Consider the following 17,704-nt stretch of genomic DNA (forward strand, 5'->3'; position numbering starts at 1 on the left):
CGCGACGTAGAATCTCACACTGATTGTCGCGCGCGTCGCATCCAGATTGTCGCGCCATAGCCCCTGGCGGCCACCGCCTCGTCATGGCGATCGGTCCCAACGTCCAGTACCACCAGAGTGAGACCTGGGAAAACGGGTCCATTTCTCTGGTCATGCGCCAATTCATGAAGCAGCAGGACAGTTCTCTCGACCGCTGGGGCATCTCCATGCGGTCGGAACCACAGCGGCGCCGGGTCAGCAACGTCATGAAAAAAAACGCTGATCCCGACAATTCCTACACAAAAATATTCAACAGCATCACCCGCGGAGACCATGTGCTCATAAGCGGCGCAACTGGCGCCGGAAAGACCTCACTCCTCCGGGCCATGGCTGAACATATCGATCCAAATCTTCGGATCGTAACGATCGAGGACACGCGCGAACTCGTCATACCGCATCGAAACCGATGCCATCTGGTGATGCAGCGATCAGGAAAAAACAACGAATTCGACTACAAGTCGGTTGTAGACCTGATAGTGCGCATGACGCCGGATGTGGTGATGGCCGGCGAAATATCCACCACAAACGCCGGCGCCATCTGGGAACTCATGCGGTCAGGGCATGGTCACTTCATGTCCACCATCCACGCCGATTCACCCGAAGAGGCAATCAGCTCATTCATGACGCGAATTGCCCATACCCATCCGGCAGAGGTAGCTGACCGCGACGCGGCCCGGGCAGACATGCTGAACAGACTTCGCGTCATTCAGCTCAAACGCGAAGGCGAGAAGCGCCGCGTCACCGCGATCCTGTAGCCGCCGCCCGCATACAACCAGCTCGCCGAATTGCCCGTCACCTCCCGAAAAAGGGCCATAAAATGGGATTCCGAAACCCCTTTATTCGGGAACATATTCCCGATCACATGACCGCCAGCCGCACAGGCCATACGCGATGGAGAAACGGATCCATCGCACTCATGGTCTTCTCGATGCTCCTGGCTACCTTGCTTACACCAGTGATCTGGTATGCCCTGAGAGACCCATTCTCAGCGCAAACCTGGAAGGGCGTAGTCTCATTCTTCACCCTGACAATGCAGGGCAAGCTCATCCAGATACACCTCCTCTTCGCAGAATCATTCGGACCAGGCCCATTCGCAGTCTTCGGCGGATCGTTCATGGCATATGGGATTTGCAATTTCGTTGCGATCCTGCCCGCTGGCGTGCTCGCGTTGATGAATCCCCATGACAACATTTCCTACAAGGAAGGCATGGCGGGTTGGGCCGACGATGATGTTCTCACCAAAATGGAAGCAGCCAAAAAGGTTGGGATCAAAGGCGGCTTTGCTGTCGCGCTAGGCCGATGGCCCAGCGGAAAACGCAAGGGCGGGCTGGTCCAGCTCATCGAGACACTCTCCACCCTCTGTCTGGCCCCGCCTGGAACTGGCAAGACGACGGCGTTCATCGTCCCGACGATCGTAACCGCCGATACAACGTCCTTCATCGTCAACGACCCCAAACCGGAACTTTGGGCCTTCACCTCCCATTATCGCGCCTCGATCAGCCACGTCTTCATGCTGAACTGGTCAAATACCGACCAGCCGAATTACATTTTTACGTTCAATAAAAACGCGAACCGTCCATTCTGGGAGTACATAAACTCCCCAGATATGGACGAGGACAGCGTACCCAAGGCTGTGCTCGCGGCCGCCGGTGATGACAAGGCCTCGACTACCGTTCAGATCCACCCGGGTGATTTTGACCTCACGGTCAAATGGCTGGAGCAATTCGCATCAGCCGATGTCTATTCTTACACCCGCCCGACCCTCTACCCGCGGTTCAACTTTCTGTCGCCCCGTCTTGTCCCCCCTATCGGCCCAGCACGCGACACCTACCTCGACGCTATCGCTCAAACGCTCATTTCGGCAGACGACAAAAAGGGCGGAGACTCCTACTTCGTCAACAAAGGCCGCGCCGCACTCACCGGCTTTATGCATCTGATCGTCGCCAAAGTCGGCGATGCCCGCAACTACGACGGCATCCCCGCCAACTGGATCGGCATGGAGCCCTCACTACCGATGCTCAACGACTGGCTGACCATCAGTCAGTTCAACGCCACGGGTGAGGGCCAGGGAACTCCCGACGGCGATCCCATGATGACCGGCGGCGGAATGGACCCTAACGCCGACAAACTCGGCGAATGGATCCGATCGATCAGCAACGAGATCAAGGTCAAGCCAGAATATCCTGCCGACCATCCTCTCAACCGCGGTAAATCAGAACGTGGGTTCATGGAACTCGCAACGCTCATCAACATGGCCGACAAGGAGCGATCCGGCATTATCGGCACGATGGACGAAGCCCTCATCCCGTTCAAGAACGCCGCAGTCAAGCAGCGTACATCCGCCTGCGACTTCACCGGCGACGACATGAGGGGGATACTCGACCCCAGCATTCAACGCCGCACGCGCCTGCCCACGGACCACAAGGACTACCTTGACGAGAACGGAGCCGAGTTTGAGAAGCTGCATGCCGACACAGCCAACTGGAAGCCCGTAACACTCTACGTTTGTATCAACCAGGCTGACGCACCGGCATTCGCCAAGATCACCGCCCTTCTCTACCAGGTCCTCTCTCGTGACCTCCTCAGCTACCGCCCCCGGGAGACAAATATCAAAACCGGCGTGAAACTCGGGCCCACCCCTACCTGTTTTTCCCTGGACGAATTCGCAAAGCTGCCCAAGATCACCGCAATCATGGAAGGGCCCGACCTGGGGCGCTCCATGAAAACAATGTATCAGATCTCGTCACAGGATTTCGCGCAGATCGAGAAGACCTATACCAAGGAAGACATCGAGGTCATCATCTCGACCACCGCGGTCAAACTCGTCTTCTCGCAGAACAACCCAAGCACGATCGAACGCATCCAGAAGATGGTCGGCAAAACCACAATTCGCGACCGGAGCCGCTCCGGCATGGAGGGCCTCTCCAAACAGTCAAATCCCCTTGCGGCCAATGTCAGCGAGCAAACCAGCGGTGTGAATTTCCTCCGGAACGAAGACGTTGCAGCCCTGCCGGATGACAAGGTGATCGTTCTGGTCCAGAACTTCCTCAACCGGCCCATGCGCCTCGATGCGGCGCGGTATTTCGAGGACCCCATCCTCTCAAAGCGCGTCTATCCTGGCGCCGACCGCGTAACACCAGGCACGGTTCACCCACGGACCCCGTCGTCCGACTTCTATCTGCCACAACATCTCTATGAGGCACGCCTGCAGGAAATGATCCAACACCGACGGGAATCCCACCGGCGACACATCCGCGAAGACGCCAGGGTTCCTGAAATGGCATTTCACATCCAGGGTCAGAAAATAGACGTAAGCCCCCAATTTTACTCATAATATCGCCCCGGCAACATGCCGGGGCTTCTCATTGAATGATCATATTCTGCAAATTCCTCCCAATGCCTGGATTCCGAGAAAACGACAGGCACACCAGCCTCAGCGGCGCTAACGCAGCTCAACGCCGACCATCAACGCGACCTTGAAGCATCTGCTGCCCGGGTTAACCTCCTAGCTGGATCAGCTACCCGCAAGAACCAGCTACTGGTGGCAAAGTCATCACCGCGATCAATCGTGGGGTACCGGCAGAACGCCGCCTCACCATCACGCTCCGTCCGCCACACTCCGCCAAATCCACGCCGTGGAACCCTCGCCGCGTTCGGCCAGCTCCTTATCTGCAATCCCGATCTCGTCGAGCGCCTGCGCGACCACTGGCCGCTGACGACTTCCGTCCGCGAGACCTACTATGGCTGCAGCGCCCAGGGCTACGTCTACTATCCGCCCTACCGCGCGGCCTGAAACGAATTCACGAAAGAGGTTTTATCCATGGCTATCGACCCGAAGAACGTCCTGCGGCTGAACATGCCGCAATGGCAAGGCAGTGACCGCCCGGATTACCGGATCGGCGGCCGAGTCCTGGCTGCCATCGCCCCTGACCCCCAGGGGCCGCAGGAAACGGTGCCAGTTCCCACCTCAACAGGCGAAAGCCGCCCTGTCGAAGGTGGAATCACATCCCGTCACGCCCTCCTTGAGCAAATCGCGATGGCCCGCGCCGCGATTAAGCGCCATGCACCGGAGGCGATCGTGACACTCGGCGGGGACTGCCACGTCAGTCTCGCGCCCTTCGCCTGGCTAAACGAGCGTTACGGCGATGATCTGGCCATTCTCTGGGTCGACGCTCATCCCGACATCATGGGACCGGAGCAGATGTCGAATGCCCATGCCCATGTGTTGGCGATGCTGATGGACGAAGCGGCGAGCGACTTTACCGATGTGGTCCCGCGCAAGATCGATCCGAAGAACATCCTTTATGTCGGCCTGACCGAAACGACGCCGTATGAAACCGGCTTTGTCCAGAAGCATGGCATAACGCGCCTGAGCCCCGAGGAGTTGGCCGGTTCGCCCGCCAAGGTTCTCGAATGGGTCCGTTCCAACGGTGCAAAGAAGATCGCTGTCCACTTCGACGTCGATGTTCTCGATCCCACGCTCTACGACTTCCTGCTGTTCAACGACCCGTCGCTGGCGCCCGGCGCATTCGACGGCGTCGCCAAGGGGCGCATGCTGTTCGAGGAAGTCGCGGGCATTCTGAACGCCGTGAACGCCGAAACCGACATCGTCGGTCTCACCATCGCGGAGTTCACGCCCTGGAACGTGATCGACTTGTCCAGGTCGCTGCGCGCGCTCCCGCTGCTGTGCTGATCCATGCCGGATGGCCCAAAAAAAGGAACCATCCGCTTTCCACGAAACCCAAACCCGCATTCTCGGAAGAAACTCTCTTCTTTTCTGATCGAAAGCGCTTGTCTTGAAAGGCTCATCCCATGAAGGCCATCGTCATGAACAATCCCGGAGAGCCACTGAATATGGTGATTGAAGACCGTCCAGAACCGGCAGCCAGAGATGGCTACATCTGGCCCGTCAGGGAACATTGAATCCCGCTGTTGATACCGCCGGGCAGCTTGAGTACTTCCAGGCCGCTTACGAGCGGCTAACCTCCCGCAAAGCGCCGGGATCCGCCGTCCACCACAACCCGCGCACTGGTCTCCTTAACGCGGTGCTGTACCGCCAACCCACGACCGCAGCACTCATCCTTTCCGCCAACCACCCCGACACCAATACCTGTCCCGAAAACCAAAAAGGCCCCGGCGAAACGCCGGGGCCCGATGACACAATCCCGCAGAAAAAACTACTCCCGCCCGACGCCAGCCGACCGGCCGCCAAACAGGCGGTTAGCAAGCGCATTCTTGGCCGCCTCTGACGGCCTGGACGCAACCACTGCGGTCTCCGCGCTCACTTCACGCTTCTCCACATACTCGGCCAACTTTACGCCCTTCAGCGAGATATCCAGCGGCCGGCCCGCAACAACGGCATACCGATCCTGCAGATAGTCGAACCCACGCTTCAACGACAACATGGTCCGCTTGTCGATTTCCGGCAACCCGGCTTCGACGCCATCGACAGTCCAGCTTGCGCGGTTCGGCCCGTGGTTCAGGCCCATGAAGCCCATCTTGCCATCCGCTGCTTCACGCGGAAGGAGCGCGGCAATTTTTTCAGCGTGCGTTCCCGGAATGTTGTCATACCGCTGCTTCCAGTGCTCGCTGCGTTGCACCACCACCTCGAGCCGGATTGAACTTTCCCGGCGATCATACTCGATGTAGCTCGCCGACGTGATCCTGGCCAGATCGCGAAGCTCTTCCGCATTCGCTTGCGAGAGCCCGCGTCGTACAATTCCACGCGGGTCCTTGTACCCGTCGACGAACTTGCCCCGGTCCTCTTCCTTCGCCGGCATCATCACTCCTCGCGCAAAGTGCCCGTAGGGGTGCCCTTTTTCCTGAGCACCAGCAACCCGCGCCACGTCCTCGAGCACTTTCGCCCGACGGAAACGGTCATTCCCCTCCTCAACAAACTTCGCAAACGCTTCCGCCGTAGACCATTTCGAGAAGTCCTTCGGGTCTCCCTTCAGAAGATACCAACCCCCAGGCTTTCCAAACCCGCTGTCAGCATTTTTGTCATAACGCGTCACGGCGCCTGTCTCAGCCTTCACGCGATCGAATTCTGCCCGTTCGGACATCGGCACGGTAAGAACCGCCAACACCTGCCGCGCAGGCGAGGTATCCAGCCTCCCCGCTACCCGCTCAAGCGTTGGCCCACCTTCCGCACCGGCCATAAAGATCGCCTGCTCAGAAACCTCCTGCCCGTTGCACCGGATTTCTGCGATCTCCGCGCTCGGCTTGCGCTTGAACGGGCCCTGCTTGAACTTCAGTTCCCACGCTTGCGCCTTCTGAGAGTCTTCACTGAAACTCATCTTCATGCCATGTGGGTCGGCCGGATCGCGAGCGATCCGCACCTCAGGCTGCTCGCGCTTGAACCGGCCAAAGTACGGTTGGAACAACTCCCGCGCCGTCTGCACGCGCTCATCAAACAGACGATCTTCGCCCACCAGCGCAACGGCAGTCGCCGTCGCGCTATTGACGCCAAACCGAAAATCCCAGCGCTGTGACGACCCATCACCCGCAAGCGCGTTTACCGAATACACATCCGGCCCCAGCTCCGGGAACGGAGCCGGCTCGACCCCGTCTGCCAGTGTGCTGACGCGGGCGCCTTCAATATACGACAGGACAAAGTCCTTCCGTTCCCGCTCAAGGGCAGCAGCCCGATCGGCAGCCTGCAGATCTTCCTCTTTGTGCCGCCCAAGAACCGCCTCCAGATCCGCATCGATAGACGCCGCAGCCTGGGCCAACAGCTCGTCATCCGTCGGACCCAAAGCGCCATCCAACTCTCCAGAGCGCTGGTATCGCTCACCAAGCGCCACCGTCTCCCTGGCGACAACCGCTGCCATCTCCGGCGTTTGCCCAGCGTCCACCAACGCGGCCTCAATCACGCCCTCCTTGTGGGAGCGCATGTCGACAGCCAAACCGTTCTGAACCACCTCACTGCGCAGGACCCCGCGGAGATCCTCATTCTCGCGGTCCTTGACCGCGCGCTCGTCCTTCCACGCCACCTCGCCATCGCTGCCCTTGCCATACCGACCCATCAGAAGGGTCACCTGGGCTGCATTTTTGTCAGTGACAGCCGAACCATCCAGCAAGAACACCTTGTTTCCGCGATCCCACCGGATCGCCGAACGCGGAACACCCGCGCCACGGAACTCCTCCCGCATGGCTGAGACGTTCTCGTACACGGTATAAATCTGCGCCCTGTCCGTCTCGGCGCCGCCGTCGCGGAAATATTTCTCCTGAAGAGCCTGAATCGTCGGATTGCCGGACACGGTGGTCGCCATAGCACTCTCCTAAAGGGGATTTTTTCGTTCCGCCGAAATTATACCGCCTGCCTACAAAACCACGCAAATGTTTTGTGAGCAGCCCAGCGCCTTGAAATCAGCCAAAACCCAAAGATAAAATACGGTTCACGCGATTTCCTGAAAATGCGGATATAAATGACCACTCTGGTAATTTGCGAAAAGCCCTCACAGGCCAAAAACGTTATCGCTGCCCTCGGGAGCACCTACGGACAGATCCTCCCCTGCCAGGGGCACCTGCTGCGCCTCGAAACTCCCGGCGAGGTGAAACCAGAGTGGAAGAACTGGAACCAGGACATCCTCACGCCGCCAAACGGCCTCTACGGTCATGTTCCCGACGAAGGCTCGGGAAAGCCGCCTCGCCTCGCACGGATCAAACAGGCCCTGAAGACCGCCAAAGCGGTCATTATCGCGACTGACTGCGACCGGGAGGGACAAGGAATTGGACAATCTATCCTACACCTTCTCAACTACCGGGGACCCGTAAAGCGCGCAATGTTCACGGCCGAAGACGCCGTCACACTGAGAAACGCATTCTCCGCCGCAAAGTCCAACACCGAGTACGAAACGCTCTACCAGGCTTTCGTTGCGCGGCAGCAGGCCGATCAGATTTACAATCTCACACTTACCCGCGTTGCAACTACCGTGCTTCGCGCACCCGGCACCGACGGAGTCATAGGGGTTGGCCGCGTTAAAACCCCCACACTGGGCATCCTGTGCAAACGCGAAAAAGAGATACTAGCCTTCAAAAGCAGCGAATATTTCGAAATCATCATGGAAGTCACTGGCCGGACCGGCTCGGCAACCCTCAAGCACGCGCCATCTGACAAGGACAGAATCGTCGACCCCAGCGTCGCCGAAATCATCCTTTCAGCTGCCAAGGCATTTACCGGGCCCATATCCGTCATTACCGAGCGCAAAAGCAGACGGCCCCCACAGCCGTATGACCTTCCGGCGCTCGAACAGCGCGCCAACACCCTTTGGGGCTGGACAGTCAAAAAGACGGACGAAATCGCTCAGGAACTTTACGAGGAATTCAACCTCACGACGTACCCACGAGCCGAGGCCCAATACCTTCCCGAGACAATGATCCCGGAAATACCTGCGCTCGTCCGGCAGCTAAATGAAATTCAGGCCTACTCACAGTGCGCCGTCGCAGAGATACGCACAGGGGCCGACGGGATATTTTGCGACAAGAAGCTCGCTGGCATCTCCCATTTTGCAATCATCCCCAACGTCAACTGTCCCGGCGGCTTCGCTGCCACCGCAGCAAAACTCAACGCCGATCAAGCCAAACTGTTTGATCTCATCGCGCGCCGCTTTCTCGCCGGAGTGGCGCCGGATTATGTCTACGATCAGACCACACTAACCGCCAACGTTCCGACCCCCCAGCGTCCGGATACCACCTCGGCGACTTTCACAACGTCCGGCGCACGCGCCATTCACCTTGGCTGGAAAGCCATTGAAACCGACATCGATGAGGAAGAAGAGGCGCCCATCCCAAGCCTCCAGGATGGCGACATGGTCAGGGCCACCGAAGCAACCTTGGCCGCAAAATGGACCGAGCCGCCAAAGCGGTACACCGAAGCGGGCCTCATCAAGGCAATGAAGGACGCCTGGAAATTTATTCAGGACCCCGCAGAACGCGAACGACTGAAAGAGGCGAAGGGTCTTGGCACCCCAGCCACACGTAGCGCCATCATTGAAGGCCTGAAACACCAGCGCCAGGTGCACGTCCAGAATAAAAATCTCGTCCCGACTCCCGCCGGGATGCTCATCTACGACGTGTTCATGGAAGTCGCCCCTGTCATCGTCGACCCCGGCGCAACCGCTCGTATGGAAGCAAGGCTCGACGATATCCTCAAAGGAACCGCCAGCGCCCAGCAGGTGATCTCCGAGATCTCCAGACAAGCCGCCTGGATCACCCAGCGCATCACCCAGAGCACCACCCGCGTCGATCTCGCAGCCTCAAAGAAGACAAAGGCTGCCCACGGGGCCAAGACGGCGGCAACCGGACCAAAGTCACGCCCAGCAACTCCGCCACGGTCGGCTCAGGACTCATCAGCCCCAAAGCGGGCAACACAACCGGCAAAAACACGGACAACGCAGCCGCCACCTGCCAACTGCATATTTCTCCGCGTTCCCCAATCCCAAGGTTTTGACGCCCACAAGCTTGGCGCCAAGCTCGATCACCAATCCGGACGCTACTGGATTCCAGGCTCAATGAACCGGCGCCCATTTCAGGAAAAAGGCTGGCTCTAGAGCCAGCCACTTCACTCAATATAAACAGGAAACATCCACCAGGCAGAAATCCCAATAAAAAGATCTTCTTAAATGTTGACCCACCGCGATGCGCCTGCAGAACCACCGCCCGGGCGAATGGGGTGACCACACCGTCGAATTCAAGCAGGTGATCCGCTAATTCGCCGCCCGTTTCGACCACTATCTCCAGATCAGCGTCAAGTGAGCCAACCATGCCCCGCAAAATTTCCGAAATTCGCGCAAAGCTGAACACCCGCGTGCCCGATTCTGCGTTCAACCAGAGAACAGGCTCCGGCGGCAAGACCTACCACTACATCGATGGTGATTTTATCACCTTCCAGATGAACGATATTTTCGGTATCGAGAATATCGACAAGGAAATCAAGGACCTCAAACTTGAGGGTGTCCGGAAAACCGTTTTCAGCCACACAGCCAACCAGACAGACCAAAACACCGGAACCAGCGCTGAAAAAACCATCCAGGTTCCTTCCATCGAATTTTCCTACTCGTGCATCGTCCGCCTGACACTGCGCGTGACGGACGAGAACGGCGCCACCTTGAGCTTCATTCGTGAAGGCGCCGGAGCCGGCGTTGGCATATGCCGCAACACCACTGCCGACGGGCACCACAGAGCCCGACAACTCGCGATCAAGTTCGCCGAAACGGATGCGACAAAGCGCGCGGCGAAACAGCTCGGCAGTGCCCTTGGCCTCGCTACCGGCGAGGGGGGAAAGCAGCAATACGCCATGATATCCGAAGACGACGAGCACCCCACCGACCACGCCATTCCGGCTCCGGACAGGCCAGCCGCCACAATCATGCCGCCTCACGCTGCCAATCATTCTGGAAATACCCGCGTGGCAAGTGGCGTCCAGACGGCCCCGCAAGCATCGGCGCAGCAGCAAGGAACAGGAGAACAGCCGCCGCCAGGGCGGCCTCAGCCCTCGACCCAGGCGCAGCGCCCCGTTCCCGCAGATCCCAGCGCCGGTCACGCACAACAGGCACCGCGGCAGGCGCCTGCGTCCGTTGAACCCCAGCACCGTGCTACCCCCCCCGCTGCCGGCGTCGCTCCGCAAAACCGCGTCCAGGCGCCATCGCGTCCAGCCGAAGCCCCGCGCCCAAATACGACATCGGCGCCCCAACGGCCCGAGAACGTCCCGGCCGCTCCCGCTGTGCCAACCGACCATGGCACCCGTAACCCCGTCGCCCAAAACGACCAGCCAAGCGTGGATATCCGGCTTTCTTCGATCAACACGGACGAACACACCCTCTCGGCGCTTGATATCCCGGGATGGACAGCGCAGTTCCGGAACCTCTACCAAATCATGACCAAGAGTGAGTCCAGCGCACAGCTTCACCGAATTTGTGAGATCACTGGCTCATACCTCCAGATCATGGAGCAGGCGACAAAACCCGCCGACAAGCACCACGTCGCCGCTTTCAGGGAGCACATGCTTGATTACCTCATCGCTCACAACGACACGATGAAATTCAACCTTCCGGTAAAGGATCTCATCGCCCCACAGACCTTTACACCACCGTACTGATCCCTCATGAAAGGGCCGCCAGGTGGCGGCCTTTTTTTATGACGCACCGGGATACCCAGCTCAAATACCCAACCCCAAAAAAGGGACCATCAATGGCCTCCTGGACCGCCATGTCGATTGCCCAAGCCCTGAGCCCGTCAGCCAGAAAATCCGGCCAAAACTGGCTTACGAGGTGCCCTGCGCACGCCGACGACGGTCCGTCCCTGAGCCTTATCGACGGAAAGGACGGCAGGGTAATTTTTAACTGCCTTGCTGGCTGCGACTTCCGCGACGTGTCCCGGGAGCTCGCAAACCTCGGCTTCGCGCTCCCCGGATCTCCCAGGCGCATCACAGCAACCGCCGTAAAGCCGCCAGAGCCGCAAAGGTCCCCACGACACACCCAGCACCATGTCACATGGGACTACGCGCCCGAGAAGGCATTGACGGCGCCTTTCGACATCCAGCGACTGTTCCGCGAGCGCGCACCCCTTGTAACCTCAATCTGGGACTGGATGAACAAGGGCGGCGAATTACTGTTCAGGACCGCAAGGCTTGACGATCCTGAACGCGGCAAAAGCGTAGTTCCCATAACCCCCTGCATATGCCGTCACACCAACAAGGTTGAGTGGCGCATGAAGGGCCCCGATGGACCGCGCCCGCTATACAACCTCCAAAACCTCACAGACCAGACCGTTGCAGTCGTAACCGAAGGCGAGAAAGTAGCCGACGCTGTGCGGAACCTGTTCCGTGACCAGCCCGGGGTTTGGGTTACAACAACGCTTGGCGGAGCAAAGTCACCCCACCTGGTCGACTGGTCCCCTGTTGCCGGCCTCACCGTGGTCGTGGCCCACGACTACGACGCAGCCGGCCTCGCGTTCGCTGCGGCCGTAGCGGAGAACGCACGTCTCCATGGCGCAATCTCGTCCCACCTGTGGACGCCTCCCGTCGACCTCATAGTCAACAACGGAGCGCCAGCCCCCCGACCCGCGCCAACTCCCGCCGGATTTGACCTTTTTGATGCCGCCATCGAAGGCTGGACCTTGCCCCTTCTCGCGACGCTCCAGCACCCATGGCACGGCCCCGAAATTGTTTCATGGTCGAAAATTAGCGCCTAAAAGCGAAAATTCGCCGTTAAATCAAAAAAGCGCCTAAAAGCGCTTGGTGCCCATTTTCCGCGTCTGATATAATTTCCAAACAACAGGAAAGGTCCCCCAATGCCCGCTTTTGCCTCCGGACAGCTCGACTTCATCAGTCTTGAGAACCGTAACCGAGTGAAAGTCGGCTATGGCCATCCGCTGAACAATCCCGACCGCCCGGAGTTCGCCTCTCCCGGGGCGGCTGCCCGCGCGCTTTTTGCGCACGCCCTCAGTTCACTCACCTCCGGCGAACCGGGCGTTCCGCAGGCATACTGGAATGAACTCAAAATCGCCGCCAGCCGGGCTGCGCGCGACATCGCCGGCGAAAAGCAGGTTCGCGAACGCACCCTGTCCAGCATTGAAATTGCTCAGGGCGCGCTGAGCGAAACGATCAATGACAACCAGCTTACCGGCGGAGCCAGCGCCGCAAACGCACGCCGTGACCTGTACGTTTCAATTGGCGATCGCGTCCCACGCTCTTCCCGCGAGTCCATTGTCGATCACCTCACCTCCCGAGCGCTTGCTGAGGCCGTGAACGACGGAAACGTGCCGCCCCCGCCCACCGGCGATCGTGGCCGGCTCGTAGAAGAACTTACCGCCTCCCCCATCTACGGCGAACTGCGCAACGCAATTCGCCTGGTGTACGACAACACCGAGGCCGCCCCGCTCGACGAAACCGTCATCGACATTGACGCCCTCGAGGATGACGAGAGGGACGTCGTTCTGGCGACCAACGAGATCACCCGCACCCACCAGACCCAGGCCATCCTGCGCTCCTTCGCCACCACAACCCTCCTGATCGACGCCGACCGGGACCAGACCCGCGCATCGGGCGAGGACCACCTGACCTCCACCATTTTCGAAATGGAGACCGCTCAGGAAGCCCTGGTGATGGAGAACGTCGTCACGTGGACCCACAACCATGTGCGCGAACACGGTGGCCGCCTCCCTACGGTTGATGAAACCAGGGACGGCTTCCAGGCGATCTTTGCCGAGCTCAGCAAGCCCACCCTCACCGTGCGCGAAGACCGCCAGACCTTTGGAAACAACACCCTGATGGCGCGCCTCCGGCGCCCGGAGGGCCGCGAAGGTTACGGACCAACCGACGCCTATCTCGCCACCGCCCTCAGCACCCGAATCCTGGAGAACGACGGGATCTCCACCCCCCTCCAGGACCACAACTACACCGACACCCAAGTGGCAGCCGTACTCAACGGCATGAAAAAGGTCTCGGCGAACAACCCGGAGAAGTACGCCGGGACCGCCAAGCTCCTCTCCAACCTGAAGGCTGATCCGAAGCGCGACAGAAAGTGGCTCCTGATCACCCGCAACCAGATCACCCAGCGACGTGCAATCTTTGGCAAGGGCTCCAGCCCCTTCGAGCACCTGAACGCGTCAGGCATCTTCCCGTCACGCTACTTCAAGGATCATGCCCAGATCACCGATCTGGTGGCCGCCGCGCACAACGCAAACAAAGCGATCCGCAACAAAAGCGCCCTGATCATTCCCGCCCTTGACACTGACGCCGTAAAGGCCGCGATCGACGCGGCTACGGATGCCGGCATGCCTGTCGTCAACCTGCTCGTCGAGTACCGCCGTGACGTGTCGCGGGACGCGGAAACCCGCGACCGGGTGAACATCAAGGAGCTCTCCTACAACATCATCAACGAGAAAACCGGCGCCGACGGCAAGACCCAAATCGAGACGGTCCCGCTGTTCTCCTCGGCCGGCTATCGTGCGACCAATGGCGCCCTCGTTGTCCTCGACGGCAAAGGCGCGACGAGCAATCAGTCCGACATGGTCCGCCTTGATGCGTTCGGCGACATGGCGGTCCAGATCGTAGTTGCGGGCCTCGGACCTCACAACAACAACCGAACTGACTTTGCTGCGGCACGCGCCTATCGGTCCGCAGTCGCGCAGAACAAACTCGCAGCGGTGCTTGACGACAACGGCAAAGAGCTCTCGCGCGTGGTTGCAGACAAGATCACCGCACCGGTCACCCTTACGCCACTCGAAATGGCCACCAAGCGCCTTCACGACATCATGGACAAGGACATCATGGCCCTGCCCGTGTCGTCCGCCGCAGCCCGCCTGATGGTGCATGAAATGCACATCCCCAGCAGGACATCGGAACAGTTAGCAACGCTCTCCGGCATCGACGCAACCGTCGGCGACATGTTCCGCTTGCCGGAAGTCGCCGTCGACGGCGGCAAGAACCTCTCCGAGGCGGAACGGCAGAAATACAAGGCTCTTGCGGGCGCTGTAACCGTCGAGGCATTCCGCCTCAACGACATCAAGAACGTCCGGAACATCACCCAGGCCGCCACGGAAGCCTTCGACGCAATCAAGGCTCTCAAGGAAGAGCAGATTTTCAACCTCTCCTTCGATGGCGCCGCCGCGAAAACCCAACCGATCATTTCGGCCGGTTCCGGAGTCATGCCGCTCAACAACGACGGCGTGCTGTTCATCGGAGGCAAATCCTTTCCGCTGCCGGAGCAATTGCATATCGTCGACAGCAGCGTGAAGGCACTGGCGGAAGCCGGCCGCACCATCGTGACCACCGCCGAGACCGGCTTCAATCTCGCTGTCATTGACGCGGCTATCCAACACAGCGCTCCCCTCGTCGTCATCACGCCGCAAGACATCTCAAAACCCACTACACTGAGCCCCGAAGTCGCACAGCGCCTTATGGACGTCGTCGAGAGCCATCCCCGCGGAATTATTGCAGGGGCCTACGAAACCGCTGCCCCTCAGCCAACCCAATCACCGGAACGGGATCTCGAAGCTCAAAAGCGTCGCGCGAGCACCGCGCTTTCTGACCAAGCTCGCGAACGCAAAGCCATTGACCTCGCCGGAAGCATCACAAACAGCGCTGTACTCGGGCTCGCACGCAGCCACGAGTACGTCGCCTATGCGGTCGCCAAATATGGAAGCGAGAAGCCCGTCGCCGCCCTCCCAGGCGCCTACCGGGATTCAGCGAACAGCCTCTTGACACGGGACTTCTCGGCTCTCTCGATCAAGCTGGATCGCTACGGCACCTCCGTGACGTCCTCCTTTGAGCCGTCCGACGGCGCCTCAAACGACCAGAAGACCGTCCGCGACAAGGACTCAGGCCTTGTTCTCGGCGGCGACCGTGCGACCCGAACCGCAACCTGGGACTTTGGCGCGGAGCAACTCGGCGAGAACGAAACAATTGAGGCCTTCGTCCACCGGTTCAGCGATCAGGTTGAAGCCGGTCAGGCTACGCCCATGGTCTCACAGACCTGGAGCGAGCATGACCGTCTTGTCGCCCAGGGCATTGTCCCGGCCAACCGACCAGGCATTGACGATGCCGGCCACGACGCCGGCCACGACCGCGACCCAAGTCTGTGGGACCAAATGATCAACCTCGCAGCACACTACAATACGGAAAGCACCCGGATCGCGGCAGCTAACGCACAGACCATGTCGGCCGCGAAAAACCGCGATACCGGCGTCTCCCTCTAACGCAACTATGAAAACAGGAAGAGCGGCCCTCCCCGGGCCGCCTTTTATAATCACGCAAGAATGATCCACCATGTGGGTAAAGCCCAAAAAACATCGTCACGCCACCCAAACTCAATTTGAAATTCCCGCCGCCCAAAATTCCCCTTAGGGCCATTTAATGCCGCAGCATTCTGCCGACGGCACGGCGACAGCCACATTTCACCATGTTATAATTCGCTCGAGAAAAATCGGGCAGACAGCATGAATATTTGCAAAATATCCGGTGCGCTCGGAAAGGACCCCGAGATCGTCCGCTTTGAAGAAAGCGGCGTCCACGAGGCCACCCTCACGGTTGCAACTCACCGGTTCAAAAACCGTGAACGAATAACTGACTGGCATACCGTGGTCGTGAAGAACGACCACCTTGTGCTCACCACCATCAGTCCATTCGCGCGACGAGGAACAATCGTTCTCGTCGAAGGTGAATTGATTTACGAGCATTTCGTCAATTCCAGCGGCAGCAAGGTGCGGCTTCCGAAAATAATTCTTCGTGATGAGTCAAAGTTCAAAATACTGCCTGGCCCTGATCGGGCTGCTCTCACCACAGTCGCTCAAGCACCTGTAGTCCCCTGAACCAAACTGAAAGAACAGAAAGATCAAAATGAGCACCACTCCGGAGCCCGTCAAAATCAACGCCGTCGCCCGCGCCCGGTCAAAAGCGCACATCTCCGATATTGCCATTAATGGACGCGTCAGTTCCCAGCGCGTGGTCGAAACCCTACTGCCCAAGGTAACGACGCCAGACTGCGAGCCGTATGCGCTGGACCTGATCATCCCCACCAATATGCCCGGCGTCGAAAAAACCGTCTCCTTCGCTTCGACGGGAAGAAGCCTCGACAGCCGCCGCGTTTCCGTCGCAGTGCTGCCCGACGGCAATGCATCACTCGCCGCAAGTGAGGACAATGGCGTCCAGTGGTTCTGCGTCGGTGTCTTTGGCTCCGAGCAAAATGCTCGGGAAACCGGCGATCGTTGGCTCGAAGGGAGCCTTTCCCTCGACCTCAGTCATCGGCCGAAGTCGAAATCCTGAGATAGCACCGACATGAACCAACTGACCGGAGCACCCACTACACGGGTGCTCTTCGGCTATCTAAGCCTGGATGAATCTCTCATCCACGCGGTTGACCAGCGCGGGCGACCAGACACCGACCGCCTTATCGGAGTCTACCGCCCGGGAACCGAACCACCCATGCTCCCGATGGGAAAATCACTCGCAGAAGCAATAGTCATTGAAGGAAAATCCCATCCAATCTGCGCCGGTATGACCGACAAGGCCGGCCGCAGAAAAAACGGTGTTGTCCTGATTGACGCAACCCATCTTCAGACCGGGCCATAACGGCCCGGTCTTTCTTCGTTGAAGAGAACAGCCATGTCGCAGTTTCAGGACGACACAGAAGAAGTCCGCGTCGAGGAAGCCCTGGTCGAGTTCCAGGCTCTTTCTGCCACCGCCCTGACGAACCTCACCAAGACCCAGCACAGCGCCGTCACTGCGCCCTTCGGCCCAGTCCTCATCCTCGCCGGCGCCGGAACAGGCAAGACCCGCTGCCTTACCTCCCGGATTGCATGGGTCATCGGCGAGCGAAAACTGAGCCTGCAGCACGTTCTCGCAATCACCTTCACCCGCAAAGCCGCTCACGAAATGAAGGAGCGCCTTGAGCACATGATGGGGCCGGCGGCCCGCTCCATGAACATCGGCACGTTTCACTCCATCTGCATCCGGATCCTGCGTGACAACGCGGAGTACATTGACCTGTCCCCCAGGTTCACGGTTCTGGACGACGACGAGCAGCTTGCGATCCTCAAAGAAGTGATCGCACACGACTTTCCCGAAGACGCCAAATCAATCAGCGCCGCCGCAATCCGCGATGCCCTAGAGCGTTTTTCGATCATTATGGTTCATATCCGCATGAAACGAAGTAGTTCTCACATT

13 protein-coding genes are annotated in these 17,704 nt (G+C 59.3%); 12 read left to right on the forward strand and 1 reads right to left on the reverse strand.

Features of this window, described 5'->3' with window-relative positions; all coding sequences use genetic code 11:
* Nucleotides 1–164: 164 nt before the first annotated feature.
* The 4 genes from IE243_RS19980 (at nucleotide 165) to IE243_RS19995 (ending at nucleotide 4,732) form a co-directional block, all read left to right on the forward strand.
* Nucleotides 165–794, forward strand: coding sequence for an ATPase, T2SS/T4P/T4SS family (locus IE243_RS19980; RefSeq protein ID WP_191321104.1), 630 nt, complete (start codon nucleotides 165–167; stop codon nucleotides 792–794).
* A gap of 161 nt (nucleotides 795–955) precedes the next feature.
* Nucleotides 956–3,373 (forward strand): type IV secretory system conjugative DNA transfer family protein, encoded by a 2,418-nt coding sequence (locus tag IE243_RS19985; protein WP_194624602.1) that lies wholly within the window; start codon nucleotides 956–958, stop codon nucleotides 3,371–3,373.
* Nucleotides 3,374–3,580: 207 nt separating this feature from the next.
* Complete coding sequence (locus tag IE243_RS19990) at nucleotides 3,581–3,832, forward strand: hypothetical protein (RefSeq protein WP_191321106.1); 252 nt, start codon at nucleotides 3,581–3,583, stop codon at nucleotides 3,830–3,832.
* A gap of 27 nt (nucleotides 3,833–3,859) precedes the next feature.
* Nucleotides 3,860–4,732, forward strand: a complete 873-nt coding sequence (locus tag IE243_RS19995) for an arginase family protein (protein ID WP_191321107.1) — start codon at nucleotides 3,860–3,862, stop codon at nucleotides 4,730–4,732.
* A 484-nt stretch (nucleotides 4,733–5,216) separates the two neighbouring features.
* Here the strand turns inward: IE243_RS19995 and IE243_RS20000 are convergent, their stop codons facing one another.
* A complete protein-coding gene (locus IE243_RS20000) occupies nucleotides 5,217–7,310 on the reverse strand; it encodes a hypothetical protein (RefSeq protein ID WP_191321108.1) in 2,094 nt (697 codons plus the stop codon).
* Nucleotides 7,311–7,466: 156 nt separating this feature from the next.
* On the opposite strand from IE243_RS20000, the gene IE243_RS20005 reads away from it, so the two are divergent.
* From IE243_RS20005 to IE243_RS20040, 8 genes are all read left to right on the forward strand, one after another.
* Nucleotides 7,467–9,590 (forward strand): DNA topoisomerase, encoded by a 2,124-nt coding sequence (locus tag IE243_RS20005; protein WP_191321109.1) that lies wholly within the window; start codon nucleotides 7,467–7,469, stop codon nucleotides 9,588–9,590.
* 212 nt (nucleotides 9,591–9,802) lie between these two features.
* Nucleotides 9,803–11,137, forward strand: coding sequence for a Rad52/Rad22 family DNA repair protein (locus IE243_RS20010; protein ID WP_191321110.1), 1,335 nt, complete (start codon nucleotides 9,803–9,805; stop codon nucleotides 11,135–11,137).
* Nucleotides 11,138–11,175: 38 nt separating this feature from the next.
* Nucleotides 11,176–12,231 carry a hypothetical protein gene (locus IE243_RS20015; protein ID WP_194624603.1) on the forward strand — a complete coding sequence of 352 codons (1,056 nt, stop codon included), beginning with the start codon at nucleotides 11,176–11,178 and terminating at the stop codon, nucleotides 12,229–12,231.
* 99 nt (nucleotides 12,232–12,330) lie between these two features.
* Nucleotides 12,331–15,738 (forward strand): hypothetical protein, encoded by a 3,408-nt coding sequence (locus IE243_RS20020; RefSeq protein ID WP_191321112.1) that lies wholly within the window; start codon nucleotides 12,331–12,333, stop codon nucleotides 15,736–15,738.
* Between the two features lie 240 nt (nucleotides 15,739–15,978).
* Nucleotides 15,979–16,350: a single-stranded DNA-binding protein gene (locus tag IE243_RS20025; RefSeq protein ID WP_191321113.1), complete on the forward strand. Its 372-nt coding sequence runs from the start codon at nucleotides 15,979–15,981 to the stop codon at nucleotides 16,348–16,350.
* A 28-nt stretch (nucleotides 16,351–16,378) separates the two neighbouring features.
* Complete coding sequence (locus tag IE243_RS20030) at nucleotides 16,379–16,804, forward strand: hypothetical protein (protein ID WP_191321114.1); 426 nt, start codon at nucleotides 16,379–16,381, stop codon at nucleotides 16,802–16,804.
* A gap of 12 nt (nucleotides 16,805–16,816) precedes the next feature.
* Nucleotides 16,817–17,110, forward strand: coding sequence for a hypothetical protein (locus tag IE243_RS20035; RefSeq protein WP_191321115.1), 294 nt, complete (start codon nucleotides 16,817–16,819; stop codon nucleotides 17,108–17,110).
* A gap of 33 nt (nucleotides 17,111–17,143) precedes the next feature.
* The coding region (locus IE243_RS20040) for a UvrD-helicase domain-containing protein (protein WP_191321116.1) at nucleotides 17,144–17,704 on the forward strand (561 nt) is incomplete at its 3' end.

This window comes from Camelimonas fluminis (assembly GCF_014656355.1).
GTDB classification, from domain to species: Bacteria; Pseudomonadota; Alphaproteobacteria; order Rhizobiales; family Beijerinckiaceae; genus Camelimonas; species Camelimonas fluminis.